The sequence below is a fragment of the Psychrobacter sp. M13 genome, from assembly GCF_030718935.1.
Taxonomy (GTDB): Bacteria; Pseudomonadota; Gammaproteobacteria; order Pseudomonadales; family Moraxellaceae; genus Psychrobacter; species Psychrobacter immobilis_G.
The window spans coordinates 47,464-63,417 of the sequence record NZ_CP132194.1; the positions used below are offsets into that span (position 1 = coordinate 47,464).

The 15,954-nt window shown below is 42.9% G+C and carries 14 protein-coding genes; 5 read left to right on the top strand and 9 right to left on the bottom strand.

The genetic code is table 11. The features are described 5' to 3' along the window. Nucleotides 1-162 precede the first annotated feature (162 nt). The 3 genes from dnaJ (at nucleotide 163) to Q9G97_RS00205 (ending at nucleotide 3,239) form a co-directional block, all read left to right on the top strand. Nucleotides 163-1,299: a molecular chaperone DnaJ gene (gene dnaJ, locus Q9G97_RS00195; protein WP_305899247.1), complete on the top strand. Its 1,137-nt coding sequence runs from the start codon at nucleotides 163-165 to the stop codon at nucleotides 1,297-1,299. Between the two features lie 177 nt (nucleotides 1,300-1,476). Beyond that, nucleotides 1,477-2,319, top strand: a complete 843-nt coding sequence (gene dapB / locus Q9G97_RS00200) for a 4-hydroxy-tetrahydrodipicolinate reductase (RefSeq protein WP_305899248.1) — start codon at nucleotides 1,477-1,479, stop codon at nucleotides 2,317-2,319. A gap of 59 nt (nucleotides 2,320-2,378) precedes the next feature. Beyond that, on the top strand, nucleotides 2,379-3,239 hold the full coding sequence (locus Q9G97_RS00205) for a hypothetical protein (RefSeq protein ID WP_305899249.1): 861 nt from the start codon (nucleotides 2,379-2,381) through the stop codon (nucleotides 3,237-3,239). Between the two features lie 100 nt (nucleotides 3,240-3,339). Here the strand turns inward: Q9G97_RS00205 and Q9G97_RS00210 are convergent, their stop codons facing one another. From Q9G97_RS00210 to erpA, 8 genes are all read right to left on the bottom strand, one after another. Continuing rightward, nucleotides 3,340-4,515 carry a type III PLP-dependent enzyme gene (locus Q9G97_RS00210; RefSeq protein ID WP_305900346.1) on the bottom strand — a complete coding sequence of 392 codons (1,176 nt, stop codon included), beginning with the start codon at nucleotides 4,513-4,515 and terminating at the stop codon, nucleotides 3,340-3,342. 120 nt (nucleotides 4,516-4,635) lie between these two features. Continuing rightward, nucleotides 4,636-5,178 carry a peptide deformylase gene (gene def, locus Q9G97_RS00215; protein ID WP_201570787.1) on the bottom strand — a complete coding sequence of 181 codons (543 nt, stop codon included), beginning with the start codon at nucleotides 5,176-5,178 and terminating at the stop codon, nucleotides 4,636-4,638. A 195-nt stretch (nucleotides 5,179-5,373) separates the two neighbouring features. Continuing rightward, entirely contained in the window at nucleotides 5,374-5,628 is a 255-nt protein-coding gene (locus Q9G97_RS00220; RefSeq protein WP_201570789.1) for a GlsB/YeaQ/YmgE family stress response membrane protein, read from the bottom strand. 264 nt (nucleotides 5,629-5,892) lie between these two features. Continuing rightward, a complete protein-coding gene (mpl, locus tag Q9G97_RS00225; RefSeq protein WP_305899250.1) occupies nucleotides 5,893-7,443 on the bottom strand; it encodes a UDP-N-acetylmuramate:L-alanyl-gamma-D-glutamyl-meso-diaminopimelate ligase in 1,551 nt (516 codons plus the stop codon). 308 nt (nucleotides 7,444-7,751) lie between these two features. After that, nucleotides 7,752-8,399, bottom strand: coding sequence for a copper resistance protein NlpE N-terminal domain-containing protein (locus tag Q9G97_RS00230; protein WP_201570791.1), 648 nt, complete (start codon nucleotides 8,397-8,399; stop codon nucleotides 7,752-7,754). A 346-nt stretch (nucleotides 8,400-8,745) separates the two neighbouring features. Then, on the bottom strand, nucleotides 8,746-9,258 hold the full coding sequence (locus Q9G97_RS00235) for a disulfide bond formation protein B (RefSeq protein WP_305899251.1): 513 nt from the start codon (nucleotides 9,256-9,258) through the stop codon (nucleotides 8,746-8,748). 47 nt (nucleotides 9,259-9,305) lie between these two features. Continuing rightward, nucleotides 9,306-10,880, bottom strand: a complete 1,575-nt coding sequence (gene gshA, locus Q9G97_RS00240; RefSeq protein ID WP_305899252.1) for a glutamate--cysteine ligase — start codon at nucleotides 10,878-10,880, stop codon at nucleotides 9,306-9,308. A gap of 415 nt (nucleotides 10,881-11,295) precedes the next feature. Continuing rightward, nucleotides 11,296-11,676, bottom strand: a complete 381-nt coding sequence (gene erpA, locus Q9G97_RS00245; RefSeq protein ID WP_305899253.1) for an iron-sulfur cluster insertion protein ErpA — start codon at nucleotides 11,674-11,676, stop codon at nucleotides 11,296-11,298. 541 nt (nucleotides 11,677-12,217) lie between these two features. Here erpA and Q9G97_RS00250 point away from each other — a divergent pair. Further along, complete coding sequence (locus tag Q9G97_RS00250) at nucleotides 12,218-14,239, top strand: ABC-F family ATP-binding cassette domain-containing protein (protein WP_305899254.1); 2,022 nt, start codon at nucleotides 12,218-12,220, stop codon at nucleotides 14,237-14,239. Between the two features lie 109 nt (nucleotides 14,240-14,348). On the opposite strand, the gene Q9G97_RS00255 is transcribed toward Q9G97_RS00250, so the two are convergent. Continuing rightward, nucleotides 14,349-14,711, bottom strand: coding sequence for a septal ring lytic transglycosylase RlpA family protein (locus tag Q9G97_RS00255; protein ID WP_305899255.1), 363 nt, complete (start codon nucleotides 14,709-14,711; stop codon nucleotides 14,349-14,351). 221 nt (nucleotides 14,712-14,932) lie between these two features. Between Q9G97_RS00255 and Q9G97_RS00260 the strand changes: the two genes are divergently transcribed. After that, entirely contained in the window at nucleotides 14,933-15,946 is a 1,014-nt protein-coding gene (locus tag Q9G97_RS00260; RefSeq protein ID WP_305899256.1) for a DnaJ C-terminal domain-containing protein, read from the top strand. Nucleotides 15,947-15,954: the final 8 nt, after the last annotated feature.

Below are 15,954 nucleotides of genomic sequence, written 5' to 3' on the forward strand. Positions count from 1 at the left end.
AATTGATTTAGTTAAACAGCCCTATGCTACTTGCACTAGTAAATATTCGTTTTGACTAGTTATTTAGATACCTAATGTTTCATGTGAAGCATCATTAATTATCCAAAATGACTACTAGCATAATTATCGGTAAAGGCGACTGTATTGACGATAGGAGAGCCCATGAGTAAGCGTGATTTTTATGAGATATTAGGCGTCGCTAAGACCGCAGATAGCAAAGAGATTAAACGATCTTACCGTAAATTGGCGATGAAATATCATCCAGATCGCAACTCTGACGATCCAGACGCTGAAGAAAAATTCAAAGAAGCGTCAATGGCTTATGAGGTTTTAAGCGATGCTGATAAGCGCTCCGCTTATGATCGTATGGGCCATGCCGCGTTCGAGAATGGTATGGGTGGCGGCGGCTTTGGCGGTGCAGGCGGCGGTAACTTCCAAGACATCTTTGGCGACATCTTTGGCAACTTTGGTGACATTTTCGGTCAGCAACGTGGTGGCAGTGGTGGGCGTGCGCGTCGCGGCTCGGATCTTCGATACGTCATTGAGCTGACTCTTGAGGAAGCCGTGCGTGGCTGCAAAAAAGAAGTCAGTTTTAGCGCTCCTGCCCCTTGTGATACCTGTGATGGTAAAGGCGCGAAAAAATCTTCTGATATCGTTACTTGCCAGACCTGTCATGGTCAAGGTCAAGTGCGGATGCAGCAAGGGTTCTTTGCCGTACAGCAAGCCTGCCCACAGTGTGGCGGCTCAGGTAAGCAAATCAAAAACCCTTGTTCTGACTGCCATGGTCAAGGCGTCAAAGACAAGTCGCGCAATTTAGAAGTATCGATTCCAGCAGGTGTTGACGACGGTGATCGTGTTCGTCTAGCAGGTGAAGGCGAAGCGGGCGGTGCAGGCGTACAAAACGGTGACTTATACGTTGAAGTTCGCGTCAAGCCGCACAATGTCTTTACCCGTCAAGGCGCTGATCTGTATATGGATGTGCCTGTTAGCATCACTGATGCTGCCCTCGGTAAAGAAGTCGAAATCCCAACATTGGATGGCAAAGTCAATATCAAAATCGCTGAGGGTACTCAAAGTGGCAAGCTGCTAAGAGTACGTGGTAAAGGCGTTACCCCAGTACGCACGACTATGAAAGGTGATCTGATTTGCCGCGTCATCATCGAGACACCTGTGAATCTAAATCGCGAGCAAAAAGACTTATTGCGTCAGTTCCAAGACACCTTAGATGGGGATAGCCATCATAAGCAATCACCACATAAAAAGTCCTTCTTCAAAAAAATTGGCGATCTTTTTGATTAGGTGGTTTGATTAAGAAGTTTGATAAGTAAGTAATCTTTTAAAAGTATGATTAAGCTCAACTGTTTCATGTGAAACAGTTGAGCTTTTTTAGGACAGTAGTAAAATCAATTTATGCTATGATATTCACCAAATAGCCAATTCTGATAACTTCAAAAAATAGAACTTTAGGATAAAAAGATGACAAAAAAAGCGAATAAAAAAGTGGCTGATGAACCTATAAATATCGGTGTCATCGGGGCAGGTGGGCGCATGGGGCGTATGTTAATAGAGGCCGTACAAGATAATCCACAGACGACGCTTGCTGCAGCTATCGAGCGTCAAGGTTCAAGTTTGGTAGGCGCTGATGCTGGTGAAGTTGCCTCAATAGGATGTATAGATATAAAAATTGTCGATGACTTAGTCGCCGTTATTGATGATATCGATGTGTTGATTGATTTTAGCTTACCAGAGGCTACCGAGCAAAATATGCAGATTTGCGCGGAACATAAAGTGGCGATGGTTATTGGTACAACGGGTTTTAACGAGCAGCAAGAGCAAGTGTTGACTGAGGCCAGCAAACATATTGCTATCGTCTACGCGGGTAACTACTCAACTGGCGTTAATTTATCGTTAAAACTATTGGCTATGGCGGCAAAAACCTTTGGCACTGAGGCCGACGTAGAAATCATTGAGGCACATCATAAGCATAAAATAGACGCGCCATCGGGTACGGCCTTTATGATGGCAGAAGCAGTAGCCGAAGCGCGTGGACAGGACTTAAAACAGGTCGCTGTCTATGGCCGCGAAGGTCAAACAGGCGTACGCGAAGCAGGTACTATAGGTATTCATGCGATTCGTGGTGGTGAAATAATCGGTGACCATACGGTGATGTTTATCGCTGATGGTGAAGTAGTGGAGATTACTCATCGAGCGCGGGCAAGAATGACCTTTGCCGCAGGTGCTGTACGGGCTAGCACTTGGATAGCGCATAAAAAATCAGGCCAATATAATATGCAAGATGTGTTGGGATTGAATGAGTAGGAACTAGCGACTGATGATAGTAAATTGGAGGTTATGGAGTGAGAATAATGAGTAGTATTATGAAAAACCTTGCTATAACCTCTATAGCGCTAGCAACAACATTTTCCCTTTATGCTCCAGCCCAAGCCGCCCCTTATCAGAATAATTATCAAACCTACGTTATCCATACCTATGGCGGCAATGCTCTACTGCCAGCAGTACGTCAGCAGTTAAATAGTACTAGCGATGGTGGGACAGTCACAATTTACCAAGACAAGCTAGTGCTCAGAACGACTGCCACTAACTATCAGGCCGTACAACAATTAATAAGTCAAATTGATGGTCAACCGCAAGCTCTGACAGTTGCAGTACGCGTCGGTAATAGCAGTAGTACTCAAGGCAATATCCAGCAAGGTCGAGTGATCATCAGTAATAGAGGTGTTCAAGGCGCAGGGGTTATTAGTCAAAGTAATACTAACCAGCAGAGCAATAGCTTGTATCAAGTGCAAACCTTGTCAGGCAGTGCGGCGAGTATAGGTACTAACACGCTGTATTCGTTAGCCCAAAACTATCGAATTAATAGTTATCCCACTTATAATCGCCCAACAAGGCAGATTATCATTCAACAGCAAGTTCTATTACCGACCACACAAGGCATTCAAGTTATACCGAGACTGCTGTCTACTGGACAAGTTGAAGTGCAATTGGCGCAAGCAGAAGAAAAATTAGTAAGCGCAAATTCTAGATACAGTCAAAATAATCGTAGCCAAAATAGCACTATTCAAGGTCAAAGATTAAATAGTACGATTATCGTTCCGCGCGGGCACTGGGTAACTATCGGACAAGTTTCAGAAAATAGCCAAACCCAAAGTTCAAGCTATGGCAGCAATCGTGATAGCGTTACTAGTAACAGCGTACCTATTCAGCTATTAGTACAGTAGTCACAGCTACTAAAAAACCATACGATAAAAAAACACGATACTGACATTTGCAGCATCATGCTTTTTTTATCCCAATTTTTAATAGCTAATTTGCCAGCTATTAATCGACGTAAACCACTTCTAACGGTGGAAAACCGTTGAACTCAATAGAAGAGTACGAATTAGTATAAGCGCCAGTCGCGAGCCAATAGATTTTATCGCCAATAGCGAGCTCTTGTGGAAGCTGGTAATCGGTTTCTTCGTACATGATGTCCGCCGAATCACAAGTCGGTCCTGCCAATACGACTCGACCAGATTGGGTCGAAGTTGCCATTGTTGGAGTATAGATAGGGTACTTGATGGCCTCTCCTAAAGTCTCGATGAGTCCTTGGAACAGTCCCACATCAGTATAGACCCAGCGCGTGGTTTCTTCATTCGCTTTGCGTGAAATGAGTACCACATCACTGACTAACACTCCTGAGCTAGCTACCAGTGAGCGCCCAGGCTCCAAGATAATCTCAGGCATATCATCCACACCATAGCTGTCTAGCAAATACTGCTTTACTGATCCAGCATAGTCTTGGATGGTATTGATCTGATTAAGGTATTTAGCAGGGAAGCCGCCACCTAGATTTATCATTTGCAGCTTGAGGCCTTGCTCATGCAATAGCTGATCAAAGATGTCTTTGACCATGAGCAAAGCGTCATTCCATACGGCGACTGACTTTTGCTGACTACCTACATGAAACGAGACGCCATAAGGCACCAACCCTAATTTGTGTGCTTGGATCAATAAGTCAACCGCCATATCAGGATGGCAGCCAAACTTACGTGATAATGGCCATTCTGCGGTATCTGATCCTTCGACTAAAATACGTACAAATACGTTTGAGCCTGGAGCCTGCTCAGCGATATTTTTGAGATCTGCTTCTGAGTCAGTGGCATAAAGCGTTACGCCTTTCTCAAAAGCATATCTGACATCTTTAGCTTTTTTAATAGTATTACCGTAGGAGATGCGCGTAGCATCAACACCGCAATCAAGGACACGATCTAACTCATAAATGGAGGCGCAGTCAAAGTTAGAACCTAAATCCGCCAATAAGTTAATGACTTCAACCGCAGGGCTGGCTTTCATCGCATAATGAATTTTTGCGTCAGGAAACAAGCCAACCATTTCATTGAATTTAACCTTGATACGATTAAGATCGACTACCAAAAAAGGCGTTTCACGTCCCTCAGCAGCTTTGGTGAATTTTTGCCAGCCAGCAGGGTCAAAATATTGGTCGATTTTGATCATGGTCATGATAGTAAACCTTGTTGAAAACAAAAATGTTAAATCGAATAGTTCTAAAACCCAGAGCAAAAAAAAGTGTAAACAAAGGCAATAAGCCCTCATATACACTTAATTACTGATAGCTTAGACGTTACTAGGTTGTGCTTGTTTTTCTAAGTTTTTCTCGCGAATTTTTAGTACTTTTTTGACTTTATCACGAGCACGGTTCTGCTTAAGGTTAGATAAGTAATCAACGAAGATAACGCCGTTTAAATGATCCATTTCATGCTGAATACAGACAGCCAGTAGACCTTCCGCTTCTTGATCAATAGCGTCACCGTTTTCATCCAAAGCTTCAATACGCACTTTATTAGGACGCTCAACTTTGTCATATACTTCTGGTACCGACAGACAACCTTCTTCGTACGGTTGTTTTTCTTCTACCAATGGCGTGACTTTGGGATTAATAAACACCATCGGGGTGTCTTTATTCTCAGACAGATCCATAACGATAAGCTGCAAATGCTCATCCACTTGTGACGCTGCCAATCCGATACCTTCGGCATCATACATGGTCTCAATCATATCAGTGATTAGAGTTTTAATGTTGTCATCGACCTGCTTTACTGGTGCGGCAATGGTACGCAGGCGTGGATCGGGATAGCTTAAGATATTAAGTACGGCCATGTCGCTTACCTCAAAAATACGAATGAACTTAAATAGCAATAAAAAAAGGTGCTTTATTATAAGGTAAATGGGGGCAAAAAAGAGATTTATCAATATGAATTTATAGGCGAGTATCAAAAAAGACTTTACCTGAGGTAAAGTCTTCTAGTATCACTATAAGCATATATCAGTGAATATTAAACGCACTAAACGCTATTACACGCGGCGTTTGTTCATTATCATTTCATATAAGAACAATAAGATAATGGCGCCGATTACTGAGAAGATAAGGCCTGTAAAGCCACCATCGGCGTCAATACCGATAAGACCTGCGACAAAGCCACCTAGCATAGCACCAACGATCCCTAATACAATGGTCATAATCCAGCCCATAGCATCGTTACCAGGTTTGATAGCACGCGCCAATAGTCCTGCTACTAGCCCGACGATAATCATCCAGATAAAACCCATAATAATTCTCCCAGCTTTTGTATTGTTTATAGTATTTATTAAGTAATCTTTGAAATAAGACGATTAAAAATCAACGCCTTTATTCCAATAGAGTTATTGTAAACATTCAATAGCTTGAAGAGTAAGTACAAAGTGTTACCTATGTAGGCGCTGTGTGAGAAAAACAAAACCTTTGCTATTTTGCAGATAAAATAGGTTAACGGTCGGTTACAGAACAGAATTTAGGAATTATCAATAATATTCAATAACAATCGTCAATGAAAACTAAGTCGATACCTTATCCAAAGCGACTAATAAGCGCTGATGGATGCCCTCAAAGCCGCCATTAGACATGATGATAATAGCGTCATTCGCGCGTATATTATCCGTCATGTGCTCAATGATAGCTTCTATACTCGTTAGCACTTGCTGCTTACTATTTTGAGTCGCGCTATCATTACTATTAATATCAGCGCTCTCTATGACTTCTTTTAGTCCCCACTCAAGCCCTGCTGGCTCGTACCAGATAGTATGATCTGCTAGCATAGCTGACTGTGCTAGGCTGTCTTTATGAATACCCATTTTCATCGTGTTACTACGCGGCTCAATGATCGCCCAAAGACGTCTGCCTGTTAGCTTCTTTTTTGCGCCGTCTAACGTTGTCGCAATAGCGGTCGGGTGATGAGCGAAATCATCAAACACTAATACATCGTTAGTATTGCCGATGAGCTCCATACGACGTTTGATACCAGCAAAAGCAGATAAGGCGGCACATGCAACGCTTATATCAACGCCTACATCATAGGCCGCTGCGACAGCGACTAGGGCATTATTGACATTGTGCAGACCACTCATCGACCAATCGACGACAGATTTTAATTTGTCTTTACTATTATTATCGTGGTTATCAGCATCTGAATTATAACTTACTTTGAACTGGCTACCGTCTGCGCTAATGAGCTCGGCTTGCCAGTCAGCATTAGTAGCTGTTATTGTGCTTTTTGAGCTATCAGGTGAGGACTCATTGGTGACAGTAGTGCGCCAAACAGGTGTCCAAACGCCTTTGCTTAAAGTATCTTCTAAGCTCACAGTATCCGCTGGCATGATGATTTTACCGTTGCTCGGAATCATACGGATCATGTGATGGAACTGCGTTTGAATAGCATTTAGATCTGCAAATATATCCGCATGATCGAATTCAAGGTTGTTTAGGATAGCAGTACGCGGGCGGTAGTGTACAAACTTTGAGCGTTTATCAAAAAACGCAGAGTCATACTCATCCGCCTCAATAACGAAATAGCCTTGAGTCACAGAGTCCGTACTATCAAGAGAACTATCGCCGTCAAGAGTCTCTGCCCCTAGGTAACTACTATGCGCAAATACTTGTTGCAAATGCTCATCCGTCGTATCAACCAGAGGCACGCCACCGATCAAAAACCCAGTATCGATACCCGCGTAATGAAGTATCCACGCCAGCATAGTCGTCGTCGTGGTCTTACCATGCGTACCAGCCACAGCGATAACATGACGCGACTGCAGCACCTCTTCCGACAAAAACTGCGGCCCTGAGGTGTAGCGCAAGCCTTGATCTAACATATATTCAATCACTGGCATACCACGTTTCATCGCATTACCTACAACGACCAAATCAGGAGTAGGCTGTAGATGCTCTACTAAATAACCTTCATTAATAGTCACGCCAGCACGCTCAAGTTGAGTGGACATAGGAGGGTAAACGTTAGCATCTGAGCCAGTCACTGTGTGACCTAGGCTACGTGCTAATAAGGCTAATGACCCCATAAAAGTGCCACAAATACCAAGGATATGAATATGCATAAACGAACCTGAGCTCAATGAAGTGAATATGAAAGTGAAATAAGGATAGCAAAATAAGAATAGTAACGAAATAGGTCGCATACCCTAGCTGCGCTTATTGTAGCGCATTAATCGCAGCTCTAATAGCACTACTCTAATAGCCATATTGCTAACAGGCATACTACTAATAGACAGGCAACAAAAAACGCCTAGCGACAAAATGTCAGTTAGACGTTAACGAGTTATTTAAGATAAATATTTTATGAGTATTATGATTAGGATTTATAAGTTTGTGCAAGTTATTGTTAATGATAATTTGTTGTTGATGATCAGTAACGCGATAAAGTATAGTCAGGATCAGGGTTTTTATTGGCATCTAACATCACTAAGTGATTGTCTTGAATACGATAACTATCTATGTTTTCTTTACTATAGACGATAGTAATCATATCATTATCTTGACGATACACCCCAGTCTCAACCAGAGTGGGACGTGTTGTTTTGGGATTCTCATAGATGCTAGTTTGTTTGACTGTGCCATCAGAATGCAAGTTGAGTGTTAAGGTAATCTCATCGCAATTCGAACAGGGTAGAATACCCATATAATTACCGATCAAAGTCGCTTGTAGAGCACTACCAGCACGTTTTTCTGCAATCATAGGCGAGCGTCTCTTCTCCTCAATATCATCAGCTTTAGCCGAATCCATAAGGGATGTACCTTTATCCTCTACTGAGATTTTATCATTATTACTAGCTTCCTCAATTGTAGTGTCAGCTACTAATGAAGGCGCTTTTTCTTCGATTACTTGATCACTTACAGAACTATCGTCGTTGCTGGTGTTATTGGCACTGGATGCAGATTGATTATTGCAGCCCAATAACGGCAAAGAGCATGATGCCACCACTAAAAGCTGTCTACAGCTAAAATTAATGGTTTTGGGTAAAGGTACAAGTGCAAAAGGCAGCAAATACTTCATAATTACACCAACTATTGAACAGCGCTACAACGAGATAGAGACCATCATGCTAGTGCTACATCTACAACAGTCTCGCTACAGTTGTTAGTTGATAGGAGCTACTAGTTAACCTGTCGAAATACGTATGATAATGGACATACAGGCGTAAAAGTAAAAATTAACGTTGTAGAAATATAGTGCTACTGTAAACTTTTATCAAATAAGATGGTTGCGTAGTGATGATGATATCTAGAAGCATTGAAACAGGTGTCTTATGTGTTATTGATTTCACTACTCCTAAAACACGCCTTAATATCTAACAAACACATGGTGTATAGCAAAGATTGATCATTTTATAATCTCCAATTTATAATCTTGGCTTTAAGATTCTTACTAGTATCAGTATATGGACAATGAGCAATAGGCTGAATAACAACAGTGATTGCTCAGGAATACTAAATCCTAAAAAAGTCCAATCTACTGATGCGCACTCACCAGAACCTGCGAATACTTGATTGAGCACCTCACTCATAGGTAGAGTGTCGAGCCAATAATCAAGCCCAGGCCCACAAGAGGGGACTTGATCGGCTGGTAGATGCTGCAACCAAACATGACGCGCTGCTACGCCAGCAGCCCAGCCTATCCCTAATAAGCTACCCAGCCATAGAACGAGTCTGACCGCTTTAGATTTAGGATTAAATAGCGCAGCGACTAGTGCAAAGCTGCCCATGACCATCAGACCAATACGCTGAAAGATACAGAGCGGACAAGGAGAGAGGCCCATATAGCGCTGCAAAAAAAACAGCGCAAAGCTCATGCCGATAACGGTCATCACAACCAAGAGTATTTGCAAATTACGATAGGTGCTTAGACGTTGCATTGAAGGGATGCTCTTATAAAAGGGGCTAGGTTATAGACTTAGCAGGCTTAGCGATATTGCTGGACAAAGTCTATAAAGTCTTCTGTTTCGACAGCTTCTATTTCAGCTTGTTGTAATATTGATTTCTCAGCTAATACTTCATATTTAGCTTGAGTATTTGGGCTGAGGGTTTGCTGCAATAGAGAGTCACGATGCTGGTTAGCTAGCGTAAAGCCTAACTGCCACAGGCTACCTAAACGCTCGCTATCAGCATTCACTTGCGCTGAGATAGTAGACTCAGAGTGTCCTGCTTTGCCTTGCATCAGCGCGACCGCTGCACGATAATCATTACCGCCGTGATGCGCATCAAGCAGTGCTGCCAAAGGCTGCATACTGGTTAAATGATCTAGCATCCAATCTTGTAAAGGTTGCTCAGTCCCGTTATTCAGTATATGCAGATTATCAGCACGTCCTTCATTGACCACGCGCTCAAGATTGATCGCCAGCTCCTCCTCTTCATTGGGCATCAGCTCAGGGGAGTCATTAAGCAAGCAATACAGTGCCATCACCTCTAAAAAGCAAGCGCTTGATAAACGAATACCAACATCGCTGTATGGGTCTAGATCAATCGCGCGAAACTCAACATAAGCGATACCGCGTCGCTCTAGCGCTTCAGTCGGCGTCTCACCACGATCAGCGATTTGCTTAGGACGGATAGGGCTATAGTATTCGTTTTCTATCTGCAAGATGTGATCATTGATCTGAATGGGATTGCCATCGGCATCGTTTAGACCTAGCTTTTTGAAGCTATCATGTGGGGTTTGAATAGCACGACGCAGACCTGCCACATACTCTGGCAAATTGTTATAGCGAATATCGAGCTGCTCTTGTACGCTGTTGGTATAACCAAGTTTGCCCATACGTAAGCTGGTTGCCGTAGGCTTATAAAGGGTCGAGTCATTCATCCGCTCAAGGTCGTGCTCACGTCCTGCGATAAAACACGGACAGACGCTAGGACTGGCTCCTAACAGATAGAGCACTAAACTGGTCAAGCGCTTAAAGTTGCGAATAAGACCTAAGTACTTATCGTTTTTGAAATCAGCTAAGGACTCAGAACCTTTATTGGCTAATTGAGCCTGCCAATGCTCAAATAAACCATCACCGAAAGATAAATTATAATGCAGGCCTGCAATAGTCTGCATACGGCGACCATAGCGAATACCTAAGCCACTACGATATAGCGTCTTAAGCTTACCTGTGTTGGAGCTACCATAATCCGCCAATGGGATATCTTCATCTTCGGACGACAGCATACACGGCATAGATAACGGCCACATCAGCTCACCCTCAGGCAGTGCTTGATAGACCAATACATGCAATTGGCGCAGCATCGCTAGCGTATCTTTGGGCGTACTACGAGGGTCGGTAATCAGCTCAAGTAAGCTCTCTGAATAGTCAGTCGTGATAAATGGATGAGTGAGCTTTGAGCCAAGCTTTAAAGGGTGCGGCGTCTGAGCTAAGTAACCATCAGGTCTAACGCGCAGACCTTCTTTTTCGATGCCGCGCAGCATACCTGCTAGGTGCTCACTATCGAACCAATCTGGAATCTTAAAGTCAACAAAGCTATTGGCGAATTTACTCATAGTATTCATCTGTTGTTATTTATTATGTAAGAGGTGCTGGTATAAGCGCTGCGTTAAAGCAAAAGCTTGCTCTAAGCTAGGCAACTTTAAACTAGACAATAGAGGCCGTAAATAATGCAGTCAGTTTAGCCCAAAGCTATGCTAAAAACTATGTAAACTTACAAAATCAGTAAGCTTTAGCTAGAGTCTGTTTAATCATATTTAACCCATTAAAACTTAATTAGGTCCGCTAATAGGCGGATATTTTAAAATAACAACTCATGATAGTAACAAAGCTTTTATCATTGAACATAAGAGCATTTTTGTTGCAATCATATCAGTCTAGAGTTCTTTAAGACAAAAAAGCACCTATTATAAATAGATGCTTTAAAATGATATCAACCACCCAAAACTGTTAAACGCAGATAAAGGATAGTCAAATAGAAAACGATGAGCCACAGCCACAAGTCGTCGTCGCATTGGGGTTTTGCACCACAAAGCGCGCGCCCTCTAATCCTTCGGTATAGTCAACCGTTGAGCCTTGTAGATACTGATAGCTGAGCGAATCAACCACTAAGGTCACATCGCCATTATCAAAGTTAGCATCGTCTTCGGCCAGATCATTAGCAAAGTTAAAGCCGTAGGAGAACCCTGAACAGCCGCCACCAGTCACATAGACTCGTAGCATCAGATTACTATCGCCTTCCTCTTCACGAAGTCGGCGCACCTTTTGCGCGGCACTATTGGTTAGATTCAATATCGTAGGATCAACAGGCTGATTGGCGCTTGGATCGTATTGGGTGGTTAGTTCAGTCATAATTACCTCAGTAGCTACCGTCAAAGCCGCTATTGGCTCCTTTATAGTTACTAAAAACAGTCACTAAAAATTATTAGTAAATAAAAGATTGTAGCGCGTGCTATCAGGTTAAATAGTATGTGATATAGCGATTAAACTATGAATAATTTGATCAACAGGGCCTAGGTTTTTAAACCTTATTTCTATAGATTGTTTTTGCCTATTGTTTAAGGTTCATTTTACCACTTGAACCTGTCTTTAATGTATGAATAGTTTTTTCTAGTATAGCATAATTGGGTCTCGCATTTGTTTGTCAAGGTTTAAGCATAGAGCGAGTTAAAGCCGTTGAAAAAGCCTTCTTTCGCCTTCATTAAGCAACTAAAATTAAAATAGCTATTTAATCGTTTGCCTATCGGCTAGTCGTTTGAAATAATAGCGACCATTTATTTGCAAAAGCTTTTATAAGTGCTGATTTGCAAATGCTACCTACCTTTTAAACCGTGCAAGCTATAAAAGCCATGTTTTAACTGCCTTATCCAAACCCTCTGAGATTAAAAATTTTATGATCGAATTTAAAGACGTTAGTGTGCGCCGTGATGGCCGTGAGTTATTTTCAGGTGCCAGCTTTCAGTTGCACCCCAACCATAAAATCGGCTTGACGGGTAATAACGGTACTGGCAAATCAACGCTATTTGCCTTGTTATTGACGCAAATGAGCACAGGCGATACTGAGGTTACCCTTGATCGTGGCGAGGTCAATATTCCTGATAGCTGGCAGGTGGCGCATATGGCGCAGGAAGTCGGGGCTAGTAGCCAAAGCGCGATTGACTATGTGCTAAGCGGTGATGAGCAGTGGTTTGAGCTCAATGCAGCGTTGAGCGACTTAAGTACCGTGAGCGATGAGCAAATTCCTATTCTTTATCAGCAGTTCGATGAAATCGATGGCTATAGTACCCCGACCAAAGCGGCGCAAATTATGGCAGGTCTTGGTTTTAAGACCAGTCAGCATGAGCTCCCTGTAGAAGGGTTCTCAGGTGGTTGGCGGATGCGCTTGAATCTAGCTAAGACCTTGATGAGCCGCGCTGATTTGATGCTTCTCGATGAGCCAACTAACCACTTGGACTTAGATGCTATTCTTTGGCTTGAGACTTGGATCAATGACTTTACGGGTCTTGTGATTGTCATCTCGCATGATCAAGCATTTCTGGATGCGACTATCGGCCATATCTTGCATGTCGAACAGCAGCAAATCACCATGTACACGGGTAACTATCAGCAGTTTATTCGCACGCGCCATGAGCGTATGGCGCAGCAGCAGCAGGCGTTTGAGAAGCAACAAGCGACCAAAGCCCATCTAGATGACTTTATTCGTCGTTTCCGTGCCAAAGCCAGTAAAGCTAAGCAAGCTCAGAGCCGTATCAAGCAATTAGAGCGCATGGCTGAGCTATCGCCTATGATGGCAGATAACCCATTCTCATTTCGATTTTATGAGCCTGCGCACATGAATACACCACTCATTGAGCTGACCAAAGCTGATGTTGGTTATAGCAGTACACCGCTTATTCATGATGTTAGTGTGCAGGTGACACCTGATACCCGTCTCGGTCTGCTAGGTATGAATGGTGCGGGTAAGTCAACGCTGATTAAGGCGATGGTCGGTGAGCTTGGGGTTTTATCAGGGTCTTATACGGTTTCCGATACTCTAAAGCTTGGCTACTTTAATCAGCATCAAATGGATGCTTTGGATGCTCAGGCTACGCCGATAGAGATGCTACGCCGTCTCGCAGGCAAGACCTCCGATGCTGAGTTACGCTCGTTTTTGGGTAGTTTTGACTTTCGCGGCGAGCGTATTGATACACCAAGTAAACTATTTTCAGGCGGCGAGCGTGCGCGTTTAACATTAGCGCTGATCGTTTGGCAGCGCCCTAATGTGCTCGTACTTGATGAGCCAACCAACCATCTAGACTTACAGATGCGCCAAGCCTTGACCGTAGCCTTGCAAGGTTTTGAGGGAGCAGTGGTACTGGTCTCGCATGATCGTGAGCTGATTGCTAATGTCTGTGATGAGCTGTACTTAGTACATGATGGTCAGATTGAAGAGTTCGATGGCGATATCAGTGACTATGGTAAGTGGCTAAGCGAGAAGCGCAAGCAAGAGAACAGCTCTGATAAAAAGTCGAACAAAAAAGGCAAGAGTAAAAAAGAGAAAAAAGCCTTTGTCGCCAAAGACAGTGTTTCACATCAAACAAAAGATAATAGCGTAAAAGCAGATGGAAAGTCTTCGTCGCAATCACTGTTAAGTAAGGATGAACAACGCAAGTTGGCCGCGCAGCAGCGCAAGCTTAGTGCACCTATTCGCCGCGATATTGAGAATACCGAAAAAGCTTTAGCAAAGATTGATGATCAATTAGCTGATTTGGAAACTAAGCTGGCAAACACTGAGCTATATGAGGAAAGTCGTAAGGCTGATCTGCTAAAACTACTAGAAGAACAATCTTCATTGCAACAGCAGCATAGTGATAAAGAGGAGAGTCTATTGCTGGCGATGACCAAACTAGAAGAGATGGAAGCTGACTTTAGTTAGAGTGACTGGAGCACTAAAGCTGACTGTTGTGGGAAATAATGAGTCAAGTTGATAAGCGTCATAAGTTATAAAAAAGGGGGAGAGCGTCAGCTCTCCCCCTTTCCTTACATTATTGCTTACGATATTTACCATCACCGTAAGATAATATCTTCATACTAGTCGTACAAAGTTGGCAGTTTATTTTACCAGCAGCGCCTTTAGATAAATCAAGAATTCTTCCCTTGATAAAAGGGCCTCTGTCCGTGATTTTTACTATCACGCTCTGCTTTGTCTTTTTGTTGGTCACTTCTACCTTCGTACCGAACGGCAGCGTTTTATGTGCTGCCGTCAAAGAGTTCATATTGAAGATACTACCACTAGCTGTGCGTTTACCGTGGAACTTGCTACCGTAATAACTGGTATTAGCAGCAAATGTGGCGGTACTCAAAAGCAGTGATAACGTGACAACTAAAGACTTGATTAAATAAGACATTTAATACCTTTTTACGATTAATGAAATAGACAGATATTTTTGCCTATAATATTCACACTCCCTATGAGTATGAATAATATAGATATTTTACTATAAAAATCTTGTTGTGTCCTCACAGCTCTGTAAACGACAATTAAGCGGCTCTATTTATTTAGTTGATTCATTGAGTTACTCTATATCTAATAGAGGTAGCCGCCAAAATTATGCATAAGGAAAAAATAATGGCCGAAAAAAACTACTACGAAATATTAGGAGTCAAAAAAGACGCCACAGATAGCGATATTAAGAAAAAATATCGTAAGCTCGTCCGCCAATATCACCCCGACGTTAGTGATGACCCTGATGCGGATAATAAAATCGCTGAGATTAATAACGCTTATGAAACTATCAGAGATAAAGACAAACGACGCGAGTATGACGCTATGCTCAATAACCCATTCGCAGGTCAAAGCAGTGGCGGATTTGGTGGACAAGCAGGTGCTGGGCAAGGCGGCTTTAATTGGGAAGATATAAAAGGTCAGTTCGGTGAAGGGGAGGCCTTTGGTGACGGTGGCTTTCGTTTTGATGACATATTCTCAGCCTTTGGTCGCGGCGCGCGTGGCGGCTCCAATGAACAAGCAGGTGGTCGTACGCAACAAGGCTTTGATCAGTTCGGTGGTGGCTTTGGCGCTCAGAACAGCAAAGGTCAAGACCAACATGCCGAAATCAACGTTGATTTGGCATCCGTCTATAATGGTGATGACTACAGTATTAAACTAAATGTACCCACGCGAAAGCCCAATGGTAGTGTCGACTATGACAATAAAACGCTAAAAATAAAAATACCTAAAGGCATCACAGATGGTAAGCAGATTCGCCTGAGTGGACAGGGAGCGGCGGGTAGTGGTAACGGTAAAAACGGCGATCTATTCTTAAAGGTAAAAATCACTCATAACAACAATATCCGTTTAGAAGGCGCTGATGTTTATCAAACAGTAAACATTACCCCGTGGGAGGCCGCTCTCGGTGAAAAAATCAATGTCACCACGCCAGCAGGGACTTTGGGTGTTAGCATCCCAAGTAACAGTAAGTCGGGCAGTAATCTGCGTCTTAAGGGCAAAGGCATTCCCGCTAAGCAAGCCGGTGATCTGTATTTAACCTTAAATATTATAAACCCTGAGGTCAGTAGTGATACAGATAAACAAGCTTATGAGCAATTAAAACAAGCTTTTGCTGATGCTGGTATTAGCCGCTGATAAAGATA